16 protein-coding genes are annotated in these 21,855 nt (G+C 60.5%); 4 read left to right on the forward strand and 12 right to left on the reverse strand.

Translation table 11 applies throughout. The features are described 5' to 3' along the window. Positions 1 to 54 precede the first annotated feature (54 nt). Entirely contained in the window at positions 55 to 816 is a 762-nt protein-coding gene (locus HMPREF1494_RS06190; protein WP_003838676.1) for a hypothetical protein, read from the reverse strand. Between the two features lie 150 nt (positions 817 to 966). Here HMPREF1494_RS06190 and HMPREF1494_RS06195 point away from each other — a divergent pair, with 150 nt between their 5' ends. The 4 genes from HMPREF1494_RS06195 (at position 967) to valS (ending at position 6,910) form a co-directional block, all read left to right on the forward strand. Continuing rightward, on the forward strand, positions 967 to 1,728 hold the full coding sequence (locus HMPREF1494_RS06195) for a winged helix-turn-helix transcriptional regulator (protein ID WP_012902508.1): 762 nt from the start codon (positions 967 to 969) through the stop codon (positions 1,726 to 1,728). 48 nt (positions 1,729 to 1,776) lie between these two features. Next, complete coding sequence (nth, locus tag HMPREF1494_RS06200) at positions 1,777 to 2,442, forward strand: endonuclease III (protein WP_051404735.1); 666 nt, start codon at positions 1,777 to 1,779, stop codon at positions 2,440 to 2,442. A 52-nt stretch (positions 2,443 to 2,494) separates the two neighbouring features. Further along, positions 2,495 to 4,039: an ABC transporter substrate-binding protein gene (locus HMPREF1494_RS06205; RefSeq protein ID WP_034521026.1), complete on the forward strand. Its 1,545-nt coding sequence runs from the start codon at positions 2,495 to 2,497 to the stop codon at positions 4,037 to 4,039. An 81-nt stretch (positions 4,040 to 4,120) separates the two neighbouring features. Further along, on the forward strand, positions 4,121 to 6,910 hold the full coding sequence (valS, locus tag HMPREF1494_RS06210; RefSeq protein ID WP_034521029.1) for a valine--tRNA ligase: 2,790 nt from the start codon (positions 4,121 to 4,123) through the stop codon (positions 6,908 to 6,910). A gap of 57 nt (positions 6,911 to 6,967) precedes the next feature. Here the strand turns inward: valS and HMPREF1494_RS06215 are convergent, their stop codons facing one another. The 11 genes from HMPREF1494_RS06215 to gatC form a co-directional block, all read right to left on the reverse strand. After that, positions 6,968 to 9,031, reverse strand: coding sequence for a hypothetical protein (locus tag HMPREF1494_RS06215; protein WP_034521033.1), 2,064 nt, complete (start codon positions 9,029 to 9,031; stop codon positions 6,968 to 6,970). Between the two features lie 101 nt (positions 9,032 to 9,132). Further along, entirely contained in the window at positions 9,133 to 9,546 is a 414-nt protein-coding gene (locus HMPREF1494_RS06220) for a chorismate mutase (protein ID WP_003838666.1), read from the reverse strand. A gap of 16 nt (positions 9,547 to 9,562) precedes the next feature. Further along, positions 9,563 to 10,039 (reverse strand): Lrp/AsnC family transcriptional regulator, encoded by a 477-nt coding sequence (locus tag HMPREF1494_RS06225; RefSeq protein ID WP_003838663.1) that lies wholly within the window; start codon positions 10,037 to 10,039, stop codon positions 9,563 to 9,565. Between the two features lie 432 nt (positions 10,040 to 10,471). Beyond that, complete coding sequence (rho, locus tag HMPREF1494_RS06230; RefSeq protein ID WP_034521035.1) at positions 10,472 to 12,520, reverse strand: transcription termination factor Rho; 2,049 nt, start codon at positions 12,518 to 12,520, stop codon at positions 10,472 to 10,474. A gap of 233 nt (positions 12,521 to 12,753) precedes the next feature. Then, positions 12,754 to 14,343, reverse strand: coding sequence for an NAD(P)/FAD-dependent oxidoreductase (locus tag HMPREF1494_RS06235; protein WP_003838657.1), 1,590 nt, complete (start codon positions 14,341 to 14,343; stop codon positions 12,754 to 12,756). 203 nt (positions 14,344 to 14,546) lie between these two features. Beyond that, positions 14,547 to 16,424 (reverse strand): histidine-type phosphatase, encoded by a 1,878-nt coding sequence (locus HMPREF1494_RS06240; protein ID WP_034521106.1) that lies wholly within the window; start codon positions 16,422 to 16,424, stop codon positions 14,547 to 14,549. Between the two features lie 179 nt (positions 16,425 to 16,603). Then, the gene (locus HMPREF1494_RS06245; RefSeq protein WP_003838651.1) at positions 16,604 to 16,918 is read right to left on the reverse strand and encodes a DUF2469 domain-containing protein; all 315 of its coding nucleotides are present in this window, start codon (positions 16,916 to 16,918) and stop codon (positions 16,604 to 16,606) included. Next, complete coding sequence (locus HMPREF1494_RS06250; protein WP_034521037.1) at positions 16,918 to 17,991, reverse strand: GNAT family N-acetyltransferase; 1,074 nt, start codon at positions 17,989 to 17,991, stop codon at positions 16,918 to 16,920. Before HMPREF1494_RS06250 ends, HMPREF1494_RS06245 begins: the two co-directional genes overlap by 1 nt. A gap of 243 nt (positions 17,992 to 18,234) precedes the next feature. Beyond that, on the reverse strand, positions 18,235 to 19,731 hold the full coding sequence (gatB, locus tag HMPREF1494_RS06255) for an Asp-tRNA(Asn)/Glu-tRNA(Gln) amidotransferase subunit GatB (RefSeq protein ID WP_003843338.1): 1,497 nt from the start codon (positions 19,729 to 19,731) through the stop codon (positions 18,235 to 18,237). A gap of 25 nt (positions 19,732 to 19,756) precedes the next feature. Further along, positions 19,757 to 21,292 carry an Asp-tRNA(Asn)/Glu-tRNA(Gln) amidotransferase subunit GatA gene (gene gatA, locus HMPREF1494_RS06260; protein ID WP_034521041.1) on the reverse strand — a complete coding sequence of 512 codons (1,536 nt, stop codon included), beginning with the start codon at positions 21,290 to 21,292 and terminating at the stop codon, positions 19,757 to 19,759. Between the two features lies 1 nt (position 21,293). Beyond that, entirely contained in the window at positions 21,294 to 21,590 is a 297-nt protein-coding gene (gatC, locus tag HMPREF1494_RS06265; protein WP_003838642.1) for an Asp-tRNA(Asn)/Glu-tRNA(Gln) amidotransferase subunit GatC, read from the reverse strand. Between the last annotated feature and the right edge of the window lie 265 nt (positions 21,591 to 21,855).

Consider the following 21,855-nt stretch of genomic DNA (forward strand, 5'->3'; position numbering starts at 1 on the left):
ACAATCGCAATGATTGCGGACCCCTTCACCATGTATTCGGCTTCAGAACATATTTCAGAACATGACGGTGGCGAGAGAAGCGATGCCCACCGCAGCACCGGCAAGCATGACCGGCACCAGCGCAAGTCCGATCCATGGTTTGTTGGCTTTCGGATCGGGATCCGCATCGCGCCGCCACAAATAGGAGCACACGCCGAACGCTACGATGACGGCCAGCGTCACCACCGAGGCGATCACCCATGCCAACATCGACCCATATTCGGTGGAGGCGGCATTCTCACCGGTATGCACCAACGGTAATATCGTCGGCAGGAAGCACCAGCCGGCGGACGAAATCATCGCAACGCCTTCGAGCACATTATGCGACAACGAACGAATCAGATGCGTACGGTTCTCGCGCGCCATCTGACGGCCAAACACAATCACGATCAGCAGCACCAACAGTCCTCCGACGCCGGCGATCCAGCCCTCCTGCATCCAGAACGTGTCACGGTGAGCGATGTCGGCAGGGAAAATCGCGCGCCCCAGCATCATCGTCGTGGCGCACACCACCGACAGCAAACCTGCGATCACGGAGATCACATGCCCGACGGTGCCGTCACGGAACGGACTGAACACCGTAAGCAGCACGATCATCACGACCGAGGCGACGACCGTGTACGAGACGATAGCGGGATTATCGGGGTTTCCATAGGAGATACCGGGAATCAACGCCAACACGACCAATACGACGTAAGCGACGATCTGGATCGCCAGGACCTTGCCGAAGGATCCCCTCGAATCATGCGGACGAGTCGCGGCATCAGTTGCGGACATCTCAGCCCCCTTTTCATAATGTGGTCAAACCGTATGTGCTAGGAACCAATGTAGCCGTAAGTGTCCACATCATGCGTCTACAATCATGAAACACCGGTAACACTGCAAGAGTACAATCGCGGCATCAGCAACAAACCAAAGGGGACTAACGTGACGGACCTTACGCTTATGACGTTCGCTAGCGACCCCGCCACCGTACTTCCCTCCCTCGCCCTGCTTTCGCATCGCGTGCGCGTATTGCCGATGGATGCGGCGAGTTTGGTGAAGATGCCGGAAAACACGATTCTCTTTCTTGACGCACGTGACGATCTAGCCACCGCGAAGACGCTGTGCCGTCTGATTCACGCCTCCGGACTGTCCACGCCGATTGTGCTGATTCTCACCGAGGGCGGCTTCACCGTGGTCAATTCCCAGTGGGGCATCGCCGACGTGGTGGTTTCCACCGCCTCCCCGGCCGAGGTCGAGGGGCGCCTGCGTCTGGTGTCGGAACGTGGCAACGCTCCGACGGGATCCGCAGCCGGAGCCGCCGAAACCGGCGTACAGAACGAGGACGGTCTCATTCGTTCCGGCGATCTGGTCGTGGACACCAATGGCTATACGGCAAGCCTGCGCAGCCATCCGATCGACCTTGCCTACAAGGAATTCGAGTTGCTCAAGTATCTTGTGCAGCATCCGGGACGCGTATTCACCCGCGCGCAGCTGCTGCAGGAAGTATGGGGCTACGATTATTATGGCGGCACTCGTACCGTCGACGTGCATATCCGTAGGCTCCGCGCCAAGCTGGGCGGAGAGTATGAACATGTGATCGGCACCGTACGTAATGTCGGATACCGTTTCGACCCGCCGGAGGAAGAGGAAGGCGAGAACGCCGCCAAGGCAAGCGCCGCACATGCCGATGCAAGCGAGGCGTAGCGCGTAAAGCATCGCAATCGCACGATCGCCCGAGTAGAATCATGGGCAATGCCACGAGAGTCCAAAGCAGCGCGCCTGAAACGCATGCACCATGAATACGAGGAATTGTGCGAGACGATTCCCGAGCCGAAGTGCGCGCTGAATTTCACCAATCCCTTTGAGTTACTGGTGGCGACCGTGCTCAGCGCCCAGACCACCGACAAGCGCGTGAATATGGTCACGCCCGTGCTGTTCGGCCGGTTTCCGGGACCCGCCGACCTGCAGGCCGCCGATCCCGAACAGGTTGAGGACATCATCCATTCCATCGGCTTCCACCGCACCAAAACGAAGAACATCATCAGACTCTCGCACGACCTGTGCGAACGATATGACGGCACAGTGCCCGATTCGATGGAGGAACTGACCGCATTGCCCGGAGTCGGCCGCAAAACCGCGAACGTGGTATTGGGCAACGCCTTCGACAAACCAGGATTTCCCGTCGACACGCATGTGATTCGTGTGACCGGACGTCTGCACTGGCGTAGTGACTGGGCTTTGCCCACTCCGGATCCGGTGGCCATTGAACGCGAAATCACCGCATGCTTCCCACCCTCGGAATGGACGGACCTGTCTCACCGGCTGATCATGCATGGCAGAACCACCTGTCACGCCCGCAAACCGAACTGCCTCGACTGCCCGTTGAACGATACCTGCCCGAGTGCGTTCAAGGTGTAGATACCGCATGGGAACCAAGCCCGTGTAGTATGTGTCCACTACACTCGGGCATATGCAGAAGAACGGGAAGAAGCAGCGCGATTGGCACGACGCGGCTACACGGTGGCTGATTTTCTTTGGCGTCGCCATCGTATTGAGCGTGATGCTGTGGCTGGGATGGTCGCTGACGAACCGACGCAACCCGATTCCCGTATTCGGCACGCTCACCACGGATTCCACCGTGTCGATCGGCCTGCGCGACGCTCCCGAATCCCTCGACATCCGCACCCAGCAGGGCCATGCCGTGGAGCAGGCGCTACTCGGCAACGTCTACGAAACGTTGGTGTCCCGCAGTGAGACCAACAAGCTCCAACCCGGACTGGCCTCATCATGGCAGATCTCCGACGACGGACTGACCTACACCTTCACCCTGCGCAGCGGCGTGAAATTTTCCAACGGCCACTCACTTGACTCGGCCGACGCGGTCTGGTCGTTGCAGAACGCGGTCAACAATCATTATGTCGACGCCGACCAGCTCGACGGATTGCAGCAGGTCGACAATCCCGACGCACATACGCTCGTCATCACCCTGTCCAAACCGAATCCGCGGCTGCTACGCGCACTCAGCGGACGGGCCGGCATCGTATACGATGAGGAAAGCGACAATGACTATGCGAAAACCGCCGTCGGGTCCGGCCCCTTCACCGTGGCGCGTGCGTCGAAATCCGAAATCGTGCTTCAACGCAACGATTCGTACTGGGGTACCAAGGCTGCTTCCTCGCAAATCACCCTATACTATTACTCCTCCGAAAGCTCGCTGACCAGCGCCATGGAAGGCGGCAAAATCAGCATGGCGCTGCCGCTCAGCGCCGACGCCGCCGAAACGCTCAACGCAACGCGCGGCATCAGTGCGGATTCCGGCATCAGCTTCGACAAGGTGATGTTGGCGTTCAACAATGCGAACGAATCCATCCTCGTCGACCAGCAGATGCGCAAGGTCATGCGCTACGCCATCGACGCACGATCGATCGCGAAGACCGCCAATGACTCCTACGGGGCGCTCGGAGGGCCGATCAGCCCTCTGGAAGACGGTTATGAGGATCTGACGGAACTGTTCCCCCACGACCTTACGCAGGCGCAACAGCTGCGCTCCTACTTCGGCACCGGTTACATCGGCACCATCGACCTGCTCATCCCCCAGCAGTACGAAACCATCGGCAACACCGTCAAAGAACAGATCGAACAGCTCGGCGTCTCCGTCAACATGGAGGTCCTTGACACCGCCACCGTGCAACAGCGCGTCAACGACGGCAGCTACACCATCGCGTTGATCACCATGAGCGGCGAGAACGACGCTTCCGTCTTCACCGACGGTCAATCGGTGTTCCATTTCGAAAACGGTGACTGCCAGCGAGCCTATGCGGATGCGCTCGCAGCGACGAACGACGACGATTATCAGGAAAGAATGCGCACCTATGCGCGCACCGTCAGCGAGAACGCGGCCTGCGACTGGCTGTACACGCGCAAGAACTTCATGGCGGTTTCCGACCGGCTGCAGGGATATCCGAAGAATCTGACCGACCGTCTGTTGCCGCTGAGCAGGGTCGCATTGCACTGATTTTTCCGTGTCATTCCGGCGATTGACGAGAATCGTCCGTATTGACGCCAGTTGTCACAATCGCTTTCTAGACTAACGCTTATGACTGAAAGCCAAGCTAATACCATCAATGCGAACCTCACGCCGCTGCCCGACAAGGTCGGCGTGGACGGTCTCGAAGACAAGTGGCGCGGCGTCTGGGACGAAGGCGGAGTCTACAAGTTCCGGAACACCCGCGACCGTAAGGCCGTCTATTCCATCGACACCCCGCCGCCCACCGTTTCCGGCCATCTGCACGTCGGCCACGTGTTCTCCTACACGCACACCGATATAATCGCCCGTTTCAAGCGCATGAACGGCTTCGACGTGTTCTATCCGATGGGCTGGGACGACAACGGCCTGCCGACCGAACGCCGTGTGCAGAACTACTATGGCGTGCGCGTGGACACCTCCCTGAAGTACGATCCGAATTTCGTGCCGCCGTTCGAAGGCACCGACGGCAAGAAGATCGACGCCAAGGATCAGGTGCCGATCAGCCGCAAGAACTTCATCGAACTATGCGAGAAGCTCACCGCCCAGGATGAGAAGCAGTTCGAGGCGCTGTGGCGCTCCCTCGGCCTGTCCATCGACTGGTCGCAGACCTACCACACCATCGGTGAGCATCCGCAGCGCGTGGCCCAGAAGGCGTTCCTGCGCAATCTGGCCCGTGGCGAAGCCTACCAGAAGGACGCTCCGGGCCTGTGGGACGTAACCTTCCAGACCGCAGTGGCCCAGGCCGAGCTGGAATCGCGCGAATATCCGGGCTTCTACCACAAGATAGCCTTCCGTTTCGAAGATGGCACCCCGATCTATATCGAAACCACCCGTCCGGAATTGCTGGCGGCCTGCGGCGCGCTGATTGCGCACCCGGATGACGACCGTTACAAGAAGTATTTCGGCCAGTACGTCTACTCCCCTCTGTTCCATGTGAAGGTGCCGATTCTGGCGCACAAGGCCGCGGAGATGGACAAGGGCGCCGGCATCGCCATGTGCTGCACGTTCGGCGATGTGACCGATGTCGAATGGTGGCGTGATCTGAATCTGCCGCTGCGTTCCATCATCCAGCGTAACGGCCGTATCGTCATGGACACCCCGGACTGGATCGAAGACGGCAAGGGCCGCGAGATCTTCCAGGAGACGGCCGGCAAGACCACGTTCTCCGCACGTAAGATCATCGTCGATGCACTGCGTGAATCCGGCGATCTGGACGGCGAGCCGACGCCGACCAAACGTATGACGAACTTCTACGAGAAGGGCGATAAGCCGCTCGAAATCGTCACCTCCCGCCAGTGGTATCTCAAGAACGGCGGCACCGACCAGCAACTGAACGCCGAGCTGATCGAGCGTGGCAAGGAGCTGAACTTCCATCCGGACTTCATGCGCGTGCGCTATGAGAATTGGGTGCATGGCCTCAACGGCGACTGGCTGATTTCCCGCCAGCGCTTCTTCGGCGTGCCGTTCCCGCTGTGGTACCCGGTGAAGGAGGACGGCACCGCCGACTACGATCACCCGATCGTGCCGAGCGAGGACATTCTGCCGATCGATCCGACCGACGACGTGCCGGAAGGCTACAGCGAGGACCAGCGTGACGTGCCGGGCGGCTTCACTGCCGAACAGGACATCATGGACACCTGGGCCACCTCGTCGCTCACCCCGCAGATCGTGACCCGCTGGGAGGAGCCGGGCGAAGAGAACCGGGCCATCTTCAACGCCACCTTCCCGATGGATCTGCGCCCGCAGGGCCAGGACATCATCCGTACATGGCTGTTCTCCAGCGTGGATCGCGCGCATCTCGAGAACAAGTGCCTGCCGTGGGCCAACGCCACGCTGTCGGGCTGGATTCTCGATCCGGACCATAAGAAGATGTCGAAGTCCAAGGGCAACGTGGTCGTGCCGGACAAGCCGATCAAGCAATTCGGCGCCGACGCGGTGCGCTATTGGGCTGCGGCGGCCCGTTTGGGCTTGGACGCCACCTACGACGAAGGTCAGATGAAGATCGGCCGCCGTCTGGCCATCAAGCTGCTCAACGCCACCAAGTTCGCGCTGGCCATCGGCCGCGAGGACGAGAACCATCATGTGGGCGCTGCGGCCACCGCAAGCTGGAATCCGGCCGACGTGACCGAGCCGCTGGATCGTGCCGCCATGGCCAAGATGGCCCATGTGGTGAGCGAAGCCACCGAGAATCTCAACAACTATGAGCATTCCAAGGCTCTTGAGGTCATCGAGAACTACTTCTGGCAGTTCTGCGACGATTACATCGAGCTGGTCAAGAACCGCGCCTACGGTACCGCCGATTCCACCGGCCATGTGCCGAGCGAGATGGCCGTGAAGTCCGCACGCACGGCTCTGGGCCTGGGTCTGGACGCATTCACCCGCCTACTGGCCCCGTACCTGCCGTACGCCACTGAAGAAATGTGGAGCTGGATGCATGAGGGCGAGGGTTCCGTGCACCGCTCCGCATGGCCGAAGGCCGAGACGTATGCCGCCGCCGCGTTCAAGGCGTCTCCGGAGCTGCTCACCCATGCCGGTGAGGCGCTGGCCGCGCTGCGTGGCATCAAGTCGAAGGCCAAGGTTTCGATGAAGACCCCGATTCTGTCGGTGAAGCTGGGCGTCTCCGACGAGGTGCGCGGCTCCATCGAGAGCGCGCTGGCCGATATCGCCGAAGCGGGTCGCGTGGTGGGCCGCATCTCCTTCGTGGGCGCCGCAGCGGCGGCCAAGGCCATCAAGGAGACCGCTGAAGCCGCCAAGGATGCCGCGGCGGCGGCCAAGGCCGAGGCAGAGGCCGCAATCGATGTGATCGTGGCTGACAGCGAACTCGGTGAGCCACCGGCCAAGAAGCCGAAGAACCAGTAAGCCGGAAAGACCCTGGTCGTTGGGCCCTTCTCCCCGTCAGAGGGAGGAGGGCCCGATTCATAGCACGGGAACGGAAAGCAGATACTGGGTGCCGTGACCGGTCGCACCGACCGTGCCACCTGTGATATGACGACTGCCGAGATGTTGGACGGCTTCCTGCAGCATTTCCGCGGCGGAGGCCAGTTCGACGGTCTCATCGATCAGATCGCTGGAATCAGCCTCGATCGGCGCACGCGAACTGACGATGCTGTATGCGCTGATCGGCAGCGACCCCGCACCGGCGGATGCCGCACCCGAAGCACCCGAAACAGCGTCACCTGACGTTGCGGAGTCTTTTGCGTCGCTTTCCGACGAACCGTCCACTCCCCCGACCTTCGCCATGTTCTTCGACGTAGTGTCGGCGGCGGCACCGAACGATGAACGCAATCCGCCGGCGTAGCTCATCACATCATCCATGCTGATGGCGTTCCGGTCGTCCACCAAGCTGTCCGTGGCACCGTCCTCGCTCTGCTGACGAATCGCCTTGGCCTGCGCATGCTCAACCTTGCGTTTGGCCTTCTGACGGGCCTTCTCGGCTTTTGCGGGCAACGTCGTACCGTCGGACAAGGTGTGGCCGCTGTGCAGAGAGGCAATCCGCACCGTGCCGCGCGTGGTCGTCGCGGAATCCTGGGACGAGGTGCTGGAAGCGTTGGAATCATTGCCGGCGGCATCATCGGTTTCCAACTGATCGGCGAAGCGCACCGCAATCTGATGGAAGGCGCTGGCCTGACCGGTATGTTCGCTGGCATCCGCCAGTGCGTTCATGGCGTCGGCCACGTTGCCGGCGGCCGCGGCAAGTTTCCTGTTCGTGTCGATGCCGCTGCGCACGTCCGCAATCGCCTGACGTTCGTAATGCGAGGCCGTTGCGGCCGTGGCTCCGAGCTCTTTCAAGCGTGCGGTGTAGGCATCGGTGAAATCCATGGAATAGGGGATCATCGCGCTCGATAGCTGCGATTGCCCTGCACTGTAATCCTTGGCGCCCCGTTGCTGTTCCTCGCCGGCGCGTCTGCCCAATTCGCTAAGCAGTCCCGACGTGCCGCGCCGTTCGATGGTACGAATCACGTCGTCCACGGCATCGGCGGCACCGGCATGCCGGTAGGCGGCGCTCACATCGTTCACCGCGTTGGCGAGATCGACCACGGATCGTGCCACGTCAGTATCGCCGTTGAGTTCGGCGGCGGTGCCTAGAATGGCGGAAAGTTGCGTGGAATCGCCGATCGAACCGGAAAGATGGGCCGTATATGAGCCGACATACGCATCGATATAGCCGTCGAAGGCCTGCTGATGCGTGGCCGTCCGCTCGGCGATGGTCTGCGTGGCCAGTTCCTTTTCCCGGTCGCGCAGTGTTTTCAACTGTTCGATGAGCTGATGATTGCTTTGCGAGCCGACATTCGTCAGACCATCCACCAGGTTGGAGGCACGGTCCGTCAGATTGTTGAGATTATCGGCAAAATCATCATCGTCTTCGGCCCGCACGGCAGCGACGGCCAATGAACTCATCGTGAAATGCCTGGCATCGACATATGTGGTGAAGGTCAGTTCCTCACCCGGCTCGCCAATGGCGGCGATCAATGTGGAGGAATTGCCGGATATCACGCTCACGCCATCGTCGGATACGACGTCGCTGCCGACGCGGCTGGGAATGGTGAAGGCGACCACAGGTACGAGATCGCGTGCATCGTCGGTAATCGTTTGGGTGGCGCCGTCGACGGCCTTGACCGTCAGACGGATACCGACCATGCCGGTGGCGCCGTTCACCTGCTGCACGCTCACGTCCGGGCCATTCAACGTGAACGTGGCGCTCACGGACCATGGCAGCGATACCGTACCGGCGGCGATGCGTCGGGAAGCCGCGGAGCCGCTGTCCGTCAGATACAGCCGCCCGGGCCGGTCGGCCGCCGTATAGGAACTCATCACGTCATGCGAGGCCACGTCGACGGCATAGCGTCCATCCTGGCGTATCCGGCCTACGATGTCGGATACGCCTACGCCGACCACGGGCAACCCGCACAGTACGACCATCGCGATGGCGGCGGCGCATGCGCGACGCATCGTGCGAACGTTGCGATGACGAGTGCACATGCCGGACCTTCTTAGCAGTCAGAATATTGTTCCACAACAAATTGTTCCAAAACAAACAATCTACTGCGCGGTATGCCCGCAGAGTCCGGAAAATGGGCAGATCAGGCGAACACGTCGAGTACGCCCGGATCGCCTCCCGCATCGGCGATGCGCTTATGACGGCGCTTGGCCTCGGTCACCACGAATTCGCGGTACATTTCGGCGATATCGGGGTCAAGACCGGCATCGACGGCAATGCGATGCAACCGTTCGATCTGGTAGTCCTCACGCTTGTAGTCGGCCGGGGCGAAGCCGGCACGCGCCTTGAGCACGCCCACCTGGGACGTGTACTTGAATCGTTCCGCCAACAGCGACACGATGGCCGTGTCGACATTGTCGATTGACTGACGCAACGACTTGATCTTCGCCACGGTTTCGGCGACCTGGGGATCGCCTTGGGCGGTATCCGCATCGATGACGGTTTCGGTTTCGTCCGGTTCTGCTGGCCGAAGCCAGTCGTGTTCGCTATCGCTCATGGTCACCAGAGTACCGCTACTTTGCGAAGTAACGCTGCAGCACGATCGTGGTTTCGGTGCTTACCGGAACGGTTTGGTGAATGACGTTGAGCAGCTCTTCGAGCTTGCTTGGCGATTCCGCACGCACGGTGAGCATGTAGCTGGGCGAGCCGGCCACGGAATCGCACGACATGATGCCATCGACGTCGTGCAGTTTTCCCGGAATTTCGGATTCGCACGCATAATCGGTGGGGGTGACCGCGATGTAGGCGCTGACCGGCAGACCTCGCTTCTCATCATCGATGATCGCCTTGTATCCGCTGATCACGCCGCGGCGTTCCAGCTTCTGTACGCGCGACTGCACCGCCGACACCGACAGTCCGGTCGCCTCCGAAAGCTGGGCCAGTGTCGCACGGCCGTCCTTCTCCAACATGTTCAGGATGCACGTGTCGATGCCGTCGATCTGGCATGCGATCGATCGCGCGCTCTCCGCAGTGGTGCCACTACTTGTCATAAACGGTCCCTCCTCATACCAAGCCCATGTATCCAATATCGGCAATGCCGATACCCCTAGTGACAATCGGCGTAATACCCCTAACCATACCTATTTCAGTGCACATCGCCACGCATCATTTTCGCTACAAGAGTGCCGTCTTTTTGCAGACGCAGCGTTTCACACTGATTATTTCCACCATCACCCTTTTATATATTGCAATATTTTCTAATATCAGTTTCAGAAAACGTATTTTTTATTCTTTTTGAAAAATACGAAAATCCTGTTTATATAGTGGCCACGGATCGGAACGCCGCAACGAAGGTGCCGTCAACGCAACACGAAGGGGCATGCAACCCGTTCGTTGCATGCCCCTTGATGGATATCGCACATCAGCCGATGGCCAAGTGTTTCGGCCACGCCCGCAATTGGCGCGGACGGACGTCGGCGCTATCAGTTGCCGCTGGTCACGTTACCGCTCTGCTGAATCAGCGAAGCCATGAAGTCGCGGTTGGTCGCGGTCTTCTTCAGACGCGGCACAAGCGTCTGGTAGGCCTGCTCTGGCTCGAGACCGCCGAGCAGACGGCGCAGACGGTAGATGATCGGCAATTCCTGCGGATCGGTGATGAGCTCCTCGCGACGGGTGCCGGAGGCATTCACGTCGATGGCCGGGAACAGGCGCTTGTCGGCAAGCTCGCGGCTCAGACGCAGCTCCATGTTGCCGGTGCCCTTGAATTCCTCGAAGATCACCTCGTCCATCTTGGAACCGGTTTCCACCAGTGCGGAGGAGATGATGGTCAGGGAGCCACCGTTTTCGATGTTGCGGGCGGCACCGAAGAACTTCTTCGGCGGGTACAGGGCCTGGGCGTCCACGCCACCGGACAGGATGCGGCCGGAAGCCGGTGCGGCGATGTTGTAGGCGCGGGCGAGGCGGGTCATGGAATCGAGCAGCACGACCACGTCCTGACCGAGCTCCACGAGGCGCTTGGCACGTTCGATGGCGAGTTCGGCGACGGTGGTGTGGTCGGAGGCCGGGCGGTCGAAGGTCGAGGAGATGACCTCGCCCTGCACGGTACGCTCCATGTCGGTGACCTCTTCCGGACGTTCGTCCACGAGCACGACCATCAAGTGGACTTCCGGATTGTTGGTGGCGATCGCGTTGGCGATGTTCTGCAGGGTGATGGTCTTGCCGGCCTTCGGCGGAGAGACGATCAGGCCGCGCTGGCCCTTGCCGATCGGCGCCACGATGTCGACGAGACGGCCGGTGAGCTTGTTCGGCGTGGTCTCCTGCTTCAAACGCTCCTGCGGATACAGCGGGGTCAGCTTGTTGAACTGCGGACGATTCATCGCCTCTTCCACGGACAGCCCGTTGATGGAGTCGATGGACTGCAGCGGCACGAACTTCTGGCGCTGGTTGCGACGGTCGCCCTCACGCGGAGTGCGGATGGAGCCGTGCACGGCGTCGCCCTTGCGCAGACCGTACTTCTTGACCTGGCCCATGGAGACGTATACGTCATTCGGTCCCGGCAAGTAGCCGGAGGTGCGCACGAATGCGTAGGATTCGAGCACGTCGACGATGCCGGCGACCGGTACGAGGTCTTCCTTCGGCTCCTCGCGACGCTGCTCGCGCTCGGTATGGTCGTTGTTGCGATCGTTGCGCTCGTTGCGATCGGCATCACGGCCACCATCGCGGCCACGACGATCCTCACGGTCGTCGAAGTCGCGGTCGCGTCCACGCATGCGGCGTCCGCGGCGGTCGGTGCGGTCGTTGTTGCGATCGCGCTCATTGCGGCCACGGCCATGACGGGCGTACTCGCCATCCTCGGCATTGGCGTGGTGATTGTCTTCGGCATCGTTCTGCGCGGGCAGAGCGGCGAGGATGTCATCGAGATTGCGCACGACATCCTCATCCTTCGTCTCTTCCACGGGAGTACGGCGGCGACGGCGGGGCTCGTTGTCGAAATCGTCCTTGCGACGGCGACGACGATCCTCCTGCTTCGGTTGGGCACCATCGATATCGAGTTCGGCAAGCAGGTCGGCTCCGCCTTCGGCATCACGACGCTTGCGGCGCTCGCGACGCTGTTTCGGGGCTCCGCCCAATGCGTCAAGCGCCTCCACTGCGGCCTTGGCCTCGGCGGAATCCGCCGGAGATTCATCGGCTGCGGGTTCAGCCGAAGCCTTCACGGCCTTCTTACGGCGGCCAGCGGGCTTGTCCGCCGGCATCTCTGCGTGCGCCTGTTCGGCGGGTTCCGTGGATTCGGCGGGCTTGACGTCCAACTCATCGACGGCGGCATCGGCGTCGACTGCGGGCTTTGCCGCTCGAGTGCCCTTCGGCGTACGTACGGTAACGCCGGCCGGCGCTTCGCCGCCGGAACGGGCGGCCTGAAGCGTTGCGAGGAGCTCGGGCTTACGCATGGTGGAGGTACCGCGAAGTCCCATCTGCTTGGCGAGCTCTTTGAGCTCAGGCAATTTCATATCTTCAAGATTTGGGCTTGTTGCCACTGGTTTATGCCTTTCCTTGGCTTCACAGGCACACGCCTGCAACAGCTTAAAAAAGAATTGCGGAAAATCCGCCGTATGAAAGGTTCGCCGCGAATCATCACGGTTTTCGAACTTCGTCAACCATACAACGCAATCCAGACCAACGCAAAAACCATGCGCACGTCGCGCGGCCGACGGCAACGAAAAAGCCCGTCGAGCCGAAGCTCAGCGGGCTGGAGAGGACTCTTCGTCTTCTACTTTTCTTCGTGGTAACTCTTATCGGTGTTGACCGACCACACATTCTTCTTGGAGGTCTTGCCGTTCCTGATGTTGCCGACGGCCTCGATGGCGGTGGCCATGGAGTGGTCCATGTTGTTGTAGCGGTGCTGGCCGTTACGTCCGACGCAGTAGAGGTTGCCGAAGGAGTCGAGGTATTCGACGAGTTCCGGCATGCGATCGTAGGTGTCGAAATAGGCCGGATACGCCTTCTTGACGCGTTCGCGATGGGAGTCGAGCACGTCTTGCGGACCGTTGATGATCTGCATGCGGGTGAGCTCCTGGATGGCGAACTTGGTGGCTTCCTCGTCGGACATGTTCCAGAAGGAGTCGCCTTCCTCGCAGAAGTATTCGAGACCGATCCACACGGTGTCGTCGACGTCCTTGACCAGATACGGGCTCCAGTTGTTGAAGATCTGCAGACGGCCGACCTTATAGCCCGGATCCTGCACGTAGATCCAGCAATCCGGCACGATTGGCGGATTGCCGAGGGTCGGGATGTCGGTGGTGTTCTTCAAACGCAGATGCTTGACGAGCAGGCCGACGGTCACGAAATCGCGGTACGGCAGGCCGTTGGCGATTTCCGTCATATCGTTCGGAGCGGGCTTGTCGGAGGCGTCCACGGCATTGACGAGATCCTTGACCGGCATGGACGAGATGAAATTATCGGCGGTCATTTCGGTGCGGTTGCCTTCGGAATCCTCATACACGACGGAGGCGATCCTGCCGTTGGCCTGACGGATCTCGACCACATTGGCGTCGGTGATGACCTTCACACCGGCGGCTTCGCAGTTGGCTTCGACGGTTTCCCACAGCTGGCCCGGACCATACTTCGGGTACCAGAACTCTTCGATGAGGGAGGTTTCGACCTCGGAATTATCGCGCTTCTTCGGCATGAGCTTGGCGAAGGCGTTCTTCAGCACGCCCATGATGCTCAGGCCCTTGACGCGCTGCGCACCCCAATCGGCGGAGATCTGCGATGGGTGGCGACCCCACAGCTTCTCGGTATAGCCCTCGAAGAACATGGAGTAGAGCTTGCGACCGAAACGGTTGATGTAGAAGTTCTCCAGATTGGTTTCCGGCAGCTTGTGCACCATGGACTTCAGATAGCTGAAACCGGCGACCAGGGTCAATTTCGGACCCATGGCCTTCAACGTGTTGGCGCTCAGCGAGATCGGATAGTCAAAGAAGTGACGGTTCCAGTAGATTCGGGACACACGATGACGCTTGAGCATCACCTTGTCTTCGACTTCCGGATCCGGTCCGCCTGGCTCCATGTCGTGCTCACGGCCGAGTTTCCTGTCGTCATAGCTGGGAGCGCCCTGCAGCGGCAGGACTTCCTTCCACCAGTCCATGATGCGCTCGTCCTTCGAAAAGAACCGGTGACCGCCGATATCCATACGGTTGCCGTCGTGCTTGACGGTGCGGGAGATGCCGCCGAATTCGCGGGTCGCCTCCAACACGGTCACATCGTAGTTTTCGGAGCCACCGTCCTTTGCGAGCTCCCAGGCAGCGGTCAGGCCGGCAGGGCCACCGCCAATAATCACCACGGATTGCTTTTGCGTCACTTTGAGGTCTCCTTATAAAAACAAAATCAGACACAGTCTACTAGAAGGTAAGGAAACGCACATTGCGACATGTGCGGATGCACACAAAATTCTTCCCTGAGTCAAACCCATAATCACCCGTACACATCCCCTTGCACATGTCTGATGCCGTCTTCCGATTCATACGGAAGACGGCATCGGGCGATCGTCACAAGCGATCGGCATCAACGACGCATGCGCCACACGCTCAGCGAAATACCGGCCAGCGTCAGCCCGACCGCCAGTACGGCGATCACCGCAATCGCGCTTCCGGTACGCCCCAGCGACACCGACTGGCCGTTCGCCGCAGACGTCGTCTTACCGGCATCATCCGTCGCCACATCGGTGTCGGTCGTCATATCGGTGTCCGTCGCCACATCGGTGTCGGTCGTGGGATTGCCGGACGGCTCCGGCGTCGGCTCCACGTCAGCCTGTTCGACGATGCGGGCATCCTGTCCGAGCGTCTTATGGTCAGCCGCCAGGCAACTCTTCAGCTCGGTCAGCTTGTACCACGTCGAACCATCGGCGATCGGCGTGCATTCGGAACGGAACGCGATCTCGTTCTCGTTGTACAGCATGCGCACAATGGGCGTGTATGCGCTGCCGGTGGCCGGATCCTCACCCTGTTTGGCGTACACATCCCACTGCACGTTCGTAGCCATCGGCGTCACCGATTCGCCACGCCACTCGTTGTTGTCGTAGGTGTACACGTCGGTGGTGGAGGCCGGGGCCTGCTGCGTGGAACCAGGCAATCCAAGCAATGCGGCGAACGGCATCATGGTCTCGGCATGGGCGAACCGGAAGGTCGCCACCGTGGACCCTCCGTTCACCCTCTCATCGATGGCATCGAAGAAATCATCCAGCAGAGGCTGCGCGATGGAGTAGGTCTCGCTCTGACCGGCGTAGCTCGGCCCCTTCTCGTAAAAATCTTCGGCATCCAACGCCCAGGCGAACAATTTGGCGTCCTGTGCATATTCACCCTGGAAATACTGGTTGAAATCGAAGGTGTGGTCACCGGTGTTCTCGTTCTGCATGTCGGCGGCGATGATATACAGATTGTACAGGTTCATTGCGGCGTTGTACTCGCTCTTGATCTTCTTGGAGCCTTCGCCGCACGCATTGGCGTCCTTGGACGCGTCGGCGCCCGGCGCGCAGTTCTCGGCACCCTTCTTGGTGCCATCGGCGGTGTTGTACCACGTGTATTCGCCGTTCTCGAGTTTGGCGAGGAATTCGTCGGTGAAGATCTGCGACAGCAGGTCATGCGAGGCCCGCTTGATGTCGGCATTGTCGCCGATGGTCTCCTCGGCACCGGCGATGATCTCATCGTTGGCCACGAAATTCTGATAATCATTCGCGATGTCGTATGCCTTGGTACCCGGCGTCTTTTCCGTACCGTCGGGATTCTGCACCTTATGGAAGTACAAGGTGTCGGGATTCTTCTGGAAATCCTTGCCGTCGCCGGAATCGGCGGGATCCGTCGGCTTGACGACGCTGTCGGTCAGCTTGCCGCCGGAAGCCGCATTGAACCCCTTCTCGAAGTTTTCGCCGGAATCGGTGGCACGCGCCTCGCCGGAGGACTGGTAGGAAATCGTACCGCCATCGACTGCAGCCTGGTCGAACAGCGACTGATTGCGCTGGTACGCGCGCTCGCCGATGCCGTAATGCTGATCCGCACCCTGTCCGGTCAGCATGCCGTAGCCGTTTTCGACGTTGGCCGCGGTGATGCCGCTCAGGTTTTTCATGAACTCGGTTTTGATGGCGTCCGACTTGAATCCACCATCCCGCTCGGCCGCTTCGGCCATCTTCATCAGCAGCGCATCATACTTGTAGCTGGACAGGCCGCGTGATCCGTGACGGGCCATGCTTTCGGTATAAATCGGCTCGTACCCTTCCGGAGCTTTGCTATAGGATGCCACGGTTGCGGCGCTTGGTGCCACATACGGCTGCTTGCTGCTGTAGTATTGGCCATCGGATTCCAGGGCCAGGGCCGGGCAGACCGTTCCCGGCATCAGCATGGCGGCCGCAGCGACGCATGCAACGGAACCGACGATCCTCTTCATCATTCGTGTCGACATCAACATTCACTCTCATCTCATAGGCGGATGGGCGGGCCCGTGGTTCGGACACGCCATGAATGTTGTATGCGCACGAATCAAACACGACATGCGCATCAGGTGACATTCCGGCAAACTGTGGTCGCACAATCGGTGAACGGCCGACATGCGACAGCGAGACCGGCGAATCAGTGAATGTCGTCGGGGATGTCGATGTCGGTTTTCTGCACCTCTTCGACGTTCACGTCCTTGAAAGTGACGATGCGCACGTTTTTGACGAAGCGGCTGGAACGATACACGTCCCACACCCATGCGTCGGTAAGCTGTACGTCGAAATAGACGTCCTGACCGGCGGAACGTACGTTGAAATCGACCTTGTTGGCCAAGTAGAAGCGCCGCTCGGTCTCCACCACATAGGTGAACAGTTTGATGACGTCGCGATATTCCTTGTACAGTGCCAGCTCAGCGTCGGTTTCGTAGTTGTCGAGATCCTCGGCGCTCATCACTTGCCTTCCATGTCACGTTTACGGCCGCGGCCCAATGTACGCCACCAAGCCTCCTTGGAGGTCTTACGTTCGGAAGAACCATACGGCCAGTTGTTGTCGGCATCGGCATCGCCGTTGACCGACTTGTCGGAATCATCGCTGGCTGATATCTCGTCGGGCTTGGTCTCGACGGCATCGGCCTTGCCGGGTTCCACGCCGATATGCTCGTAGGCCTCCTCACGGGTCATGCCCTGATTCCCGTCGGACTGGCCGCCGGCCTCGGCTTCCCTCTGTTCATTGATTCGAATGGCGATGGAATGCTCGCGAGCGCTCAACGCTTCCTTGACGCCGGGATTGTCTTCGATCACATGCATGCCGAACGCGTCGAGGGAGCGAATCGGGTCGAATTCGTCAACCAACGTGTCCATGACGATCAGATCCTGATACCGGTTTTGCGAGGCGTTCCATAACGCATCGCGGGAACGGCCGGACGGCACGAATCCCAAGGACTGGTATACGGAGACGGAACGCGTGTTCTGTTCGGGGACGGCCACCCAAATCCTATGCATGCCAAGGCCTGCCGGTTCCGGCGCAAAGCCGTACGTCATCACACGCGGCATGATGTCACGCGAATATCCGCGTCCACGGAAGTCCTGCCCCAAGATCACCTGAATACGGGAGGAACGGGCCCATCCGTCGATGTCGATCAGGAAAATCATGCCGATCACATTGTCGGAGGCCGCCGCATCGATCTCGCCATCCCCGTCATGATCGGATTCCGTGATGATCGACCATGCTACGGTGCGTCGGGATTCCGGATCGCCCACACCGGATTCGGTCGGCGTCTCGCCGTTGGCCCAGGCCACGGAACGACGCACCCACGCATGCACGGCGGCACGTTCGGCGACACGATCCTTGCCAGTGATGCCGGAAGCTCCCGGATATGCGTCAATGGCGTCCATGCGATCGAGATCCGCGACGGTCGCCGGACGCAGATGCACCATTTCACCACGAATCGGCGGTATGGTGATCCGTGCCGGCAGTTCGCGGGATTCAACGCTCACTATCGACGACTCAGCATTCTCTGGCATGTCTTCGTCCCTCGTATCGTTACAGGTGCGGCCTATGCCACAACCATTCCGACGGTATTGTACTCGACTGGAGGATAGCTGGGAATCGAAAGGGGGAGATTCCCGATGAAATCTCCCCCGATACGGTAAAAACACGCCGGAAATCCGTTTTTAGGGGATTCCGACGTGTCCTTCGACCCGCTGATGGACTGAGCAGTGAAGCACGGACCGGGAAAGACCGTAGTCGACCTCTCCCCCTTCGCCTTACTTGATCTTACCCATCACGATCTTGGTGACGGCCTTCGCATCGGCCTGACCGCGGGTGGCGCGCATGACGGCACCGATGATCGCGCCCATCGGCTTCATGTTGCCGCCCTTGAGCTTCTCGACGATGTCCGGATTAGCGGCCAGAGCCTCGTCGACGGCCTTTTCCAGCGCGCCATCATCGGAGACGACCTGGAAGCCGTGCTTCTTGACGACCTCGGCCGGGGCACCCTCACCGGCAAGCACGCCGGCGACGGTCTGCTTGGCGAGTTTGTCGTTGAGCTTGCCGTCGGCGATCAGCTTCTCAACCTCAGCCACGTCGGCCGGAGCGATCGGCAGCTCCTCAAGGCTCACACCCTTGGCATTGGCCTCGCGGGACAGCTCGCCCAGCCACCACTTCTTGGCACCTGCGGCACTCGCACCGGCCTTGACGGTCTCCTCAAGCAGATCCAAGGCATCGGCGTTGAGCACGTCGCGCATCTCCAGATCGTTGAAGCCCCACTCGCCCTTCAGACGATTGCGGCGTTCGCGCGGCATTTCCGGCATCTGGGCCTTCATCTCTTCGATGTGCTCCTTGGTGATGTGCAGCATCACCAAATCCGGATCCGGGAAGTAACGATAATCGTCGGCGTCGGACTTCACACGGCCGCCTGCGGTGGTCTGCGAAGCCTCATCCCAGTGGCGGGTCTCCTGCAGGATCTCGCCGCCTTCGGAAAGAATCTGCGCCTGACGGCGAATCTCATACTGCACGGTCTTCTCGATGCCACGGAACGAGTTCACGTTCTTGGTCTCGGAGCGGGTTCCGAACGGATCGGACGGGCTGTTGCGCAGCGACACGTTCACGTCGGCACGCATATTGCCCTGCTCCATGCGGGCATGGGAGATGTTCAACGCACGCACGATGTCGCGAATGGCACGCACATAGGCGCCCGCGATTTCCGGAGCGCGCTCGCCCGCACCCTCGATCGGCTTGGTCACGATCTCAATCAACGGCACGCCGGCACGGTTGTAGTCGACCAAGGAGTGGTTGGCGCCTTCGATACGGCCGTCGGCACCGCCGACGTGGGTGTTCTTGCCGGCGTCATCCTCAATGTGCGCGCGTTCGATCAGCACACGGAAGACGGTGCCATCCTCAAGTTCCACATCCAAGTAGCCATTGCCGTTGGTCGGCTTGTCGTACTGCGAGATCTGGTAGTCACGCGGCATGTCCGGATAGAAGTAGTTCTTACGGGAGAACTGGCTCCACTCGGCGATTTCGCAGTGCAGGGCCAGACCCAGCTTGATCGCGTAGTCGACGGCGGTCTTGTTCAGCACCGGCAGGGAGCCTGGCAGTCCCAGACTCACCGGGGTGAGCTGGGAGTTCGGGGCACCGCCGAAGGAGACTTCGGCCGGGCAGAACAGCTTGGTGGTGGTGGACAACTCCACGTGGGTTTCCAAGCCGATGACCGGATCGAACTTCTTGACGGCATCGGCGTACTTCATCAACTTTTCAGCCATTGTGTTTTCTTTCCTCCGATGCTTTCTACTTGCTCAGGCCGTCGAGCCACGGGGTGTTCAGGGACTGCCAAATCAGGCCGTTCCAATCCTCCTCAAGGGCGGCTTCGAGAGCTGCGGCCGGCTTGTACATGGCTTCGTCACGCTGCTGCGGGGCGAGGAACTGGAAGCCGACCGGCAGGCCGTCATCACTCAGGCCGGCCGGGACGCTCATGGCCGGGACTCCGGCGAGGTTGGCCGGAATGGTGGTGATGTCGATGGCGTACATGGCCATCGGGTCTTCGGTCTTCTCACCGAACTTGAAGGCGGTGACCGGGCTGGTCGGACCGACGAGCACGTCAACCTTCTCAAAGGCTTTCTTGAAGTCGTCGATGATCAGGGTGCGAACCTTTTGCGCGGAGCCGTACCAGGCATCGTAATAGCCGGCCGACAGAGCGTAGGTGCCCAGGATGATACGGCGCTTGACTTCGTCACCGAAGCCGGCCTCACGGGTGTAGGCCATCATGTTGGCGGCGGTCTGCGGAACGCCCGCCGGCGGCATGACGCGCAGGCCGTAGCGCATGCCGTCGTAGCGGGCCAGGTTGGAGCTGACCTCGGACGGCATGATGATGTAGTAGGCGCCCAAGGAATACGGCAAGTGTGGCAGGGACACTTCAGTGACTTCCGCACCCATCTCTTCGAGCTTCTTGACGCCTTCGTTGAAGCGGGCCATGACGCCCGGCTGGAAGCCTTCGCCGCCAAGTTCCTTGATCAGACCGACCTTGAGGCCCTTCAGATCACGCTTCATGCCTTCGCGGGCGGCCGCCACCATCGGGCGCGGACCCTCCGGAATGGAGGTGGAGTCGCGCTTGTCATGGCCGCCGATCACTTCCTGCAACAAGGCCGCATCGAGTACGGTGCGGGAGCACGGGCCAATCTGGTCAAGCGAGGAGGCCATGGCGATCGCACCGAAACGGGATACGCCGCCATAGGTCGGCTTAACACCGACGGTACCGGTCAGCGAGCCCGGCTGACGAATGGAGCCGCCAGTGTCGGTTCCCAAGGCGAGCGGGGCCTCGAACGCGGCCACCGCAGCTGCGGAACCGCCGCCGGAACCGCCCGGCACACGCTCGGTATCCCACGGATTGTGGGTGGTCTGGTAGGCGGAGTGCTCGGTGGATGAGCCCTGCGCGAATTCGTCGAGGTTGGTTTTGCCCAGCAGCGGCATGCCCGCGGCCTTGAGCTTCTCGATGACGGTGGCATCGTACGGCGGCACCCAACCTTCGAGGATCTTGGACGCGGCGGTGGTTTCGATGCCCTTGGTGACGATCATGTCCTTGATGGCGATCGGCACGCCGGCAAGTTCCGGCAGCTGGGCCTTCTCGTCGTCGGATCTGGCATCGAAGGCGTCGGCCTGTTCAAGAGCCTGTTCGCCGGAGACCTTCAGGAAGGCCTTGACGCTCGGCTCAGCGGCTTCGATGACGTCGAGATGGGCCTCGACCAGTTCACGGCTGGAGACCTCCTTGGCCTTGACCTTGGCCGCCATCTCGGCGGCGGACAGCTTGACGAGTTCAGTGGTGCTCATATCACTCCTCCCCCAAAATGCGTGGTGCGACGAACATGCCGGCCTCGGAGACCGGAGCGCCTGCGGTCGCTTCTTCCTGGGTCAGCGGAGTCTGCGGAACATCCGGACGCAGATAGGCCTCCAGTGGAATCGGGTTGGCGGTCGGCGGTACGTCATCAGTGGCTATTTCCTGCACCTTGTTGATGGATTCGGCGATGACGTTCAGATCGCCCTGCAGACGGGTGATTTCCTCATCGGTGAGTGCGATTCGGGCCAAATCGCCCAAATGCACGATTTCTTCTTTGGTGAAAGTAGGCATGCCCCTAACAGTAACGCGTCTGTGTGACGAGCACACGTCTTTTCATTCGCCAGCCCAATGCAGTCCGCGGCGGCTCTTCCCCTGCCTGTTGCAGTCCCGCATCGGCCTCTTCGCCAACCCAATGCAATCCACATGGCGGATTATTCCCCAGCCTTTGCATATGGCGGATATTCCAGCCACTGGAGGAATCACCCCGCTAAAGACCCTATCAGCGGGATAAAACACCCAGTGACTGGAAGAAATACCTCGCTCAGAAGCCCCGTAA

Source organism: Bifidobacterium sp. MSTE12 (assembly GCF_000513015.1).
Taxonomy (GTDB): Bacteria; Actinomycetota; Actinomycetes; order Actinomycetales; family Bifidobacteriaceae; genus Bifidobacterium; species Bifidobacterium dentium.

Bases quoted from the DNA above. Each gene is read 5' to 3' on its own strand.
- HMPREF1494_RS06245 (WP_003838651.1), bottom strand. From the start codon at position 16,918: ATGAGCGCCGAGGATCTCGACAACTACGAAACCGACGCTGAGCTGGCA.
- gatA (WP_034521041.1), bottom strand. From the start codon at position 21,292: ATGAGCACCACTGAACTCGTCAAGCTGTCCGCCGCCGAGATGGCGGCC.
- HMPREF1494_RS06220 (WP_003838666.1), bottom strand. From the start codon at position 9,546: ATGAGCGATAGCGAACACGACTGGCTTCGGCCAGCAGAACCGGACGAA.
- HMPREF1494_RS06240 (WP_034521106.1), bottom strand. From the start codon at position 16,424: ATGATGAAGAGGATCGTCGGTTCCGTTGCATGCGTCGCTGCGGCCGCC.
- gatC (WP_003838642.1), bottom strand. From the start codon at position 21,590: ATGCCTACTTTCACCAAAGAAGAAATCGTGCATTTGGGCGATTTGGCC.
- valS (WP_034521029.1), top strand. From the start codon at position 4,121: ATGACTGAAAGCCAAGCTAATACCATCAATGCGAACCTCACGCCGCTG.
- HMPREF1494_RS06250 (WP_034521037.1), bottom strand. From the start codon at position 17,991: ATGCCAGAGAATGCTGAGTCGTCGATAGTGAGCGTTGAATCCCGCGAA.
- gatB (WP_003843338.1), bottom strand. From the start codon at position 19,731: ATGGCTGAAAAGTTGATGAAGTACGCCGATGCCGTCAAGAAGTTCGAT.
- nth (WP_051404735.1), top strand. From the start codon at position 1,777: ATGCCACGAGAGTCCAAAGCAGCGCGCCTGAAACGCATGCACCATGAA.
- HMPREF1494_RS06215 (WP_034521033.1), bottom strand. From the start codon at position 9,031: ATGTGCACTCGTCATCGCAACGTTCGCACGATGCGTCGCGCATGCGCC.
- HMPREF1494_RS06205 (WP_034521026.1), top strand. From the start codon at position 2,495: ATGCAGAAGAACGGGAAGAAGCAGCGCGATTGGCACGACGCGGCTACA.
- HMPREF1494_RS06225 (WP_003838663.1), bottom strand. From the start codon at position 10,039: ATGACAAGTAGTGGCACCACTGCGGAGAGCGCGCGATCGATCGCATGC.
- HMPREF1494_RS06190 (WP_003838676.1), bottom strand. From the start codon at position 816: ATGTCCGCAACTGATGCCGCGACTCGTCCGCATGATTCGAGGGGATCC.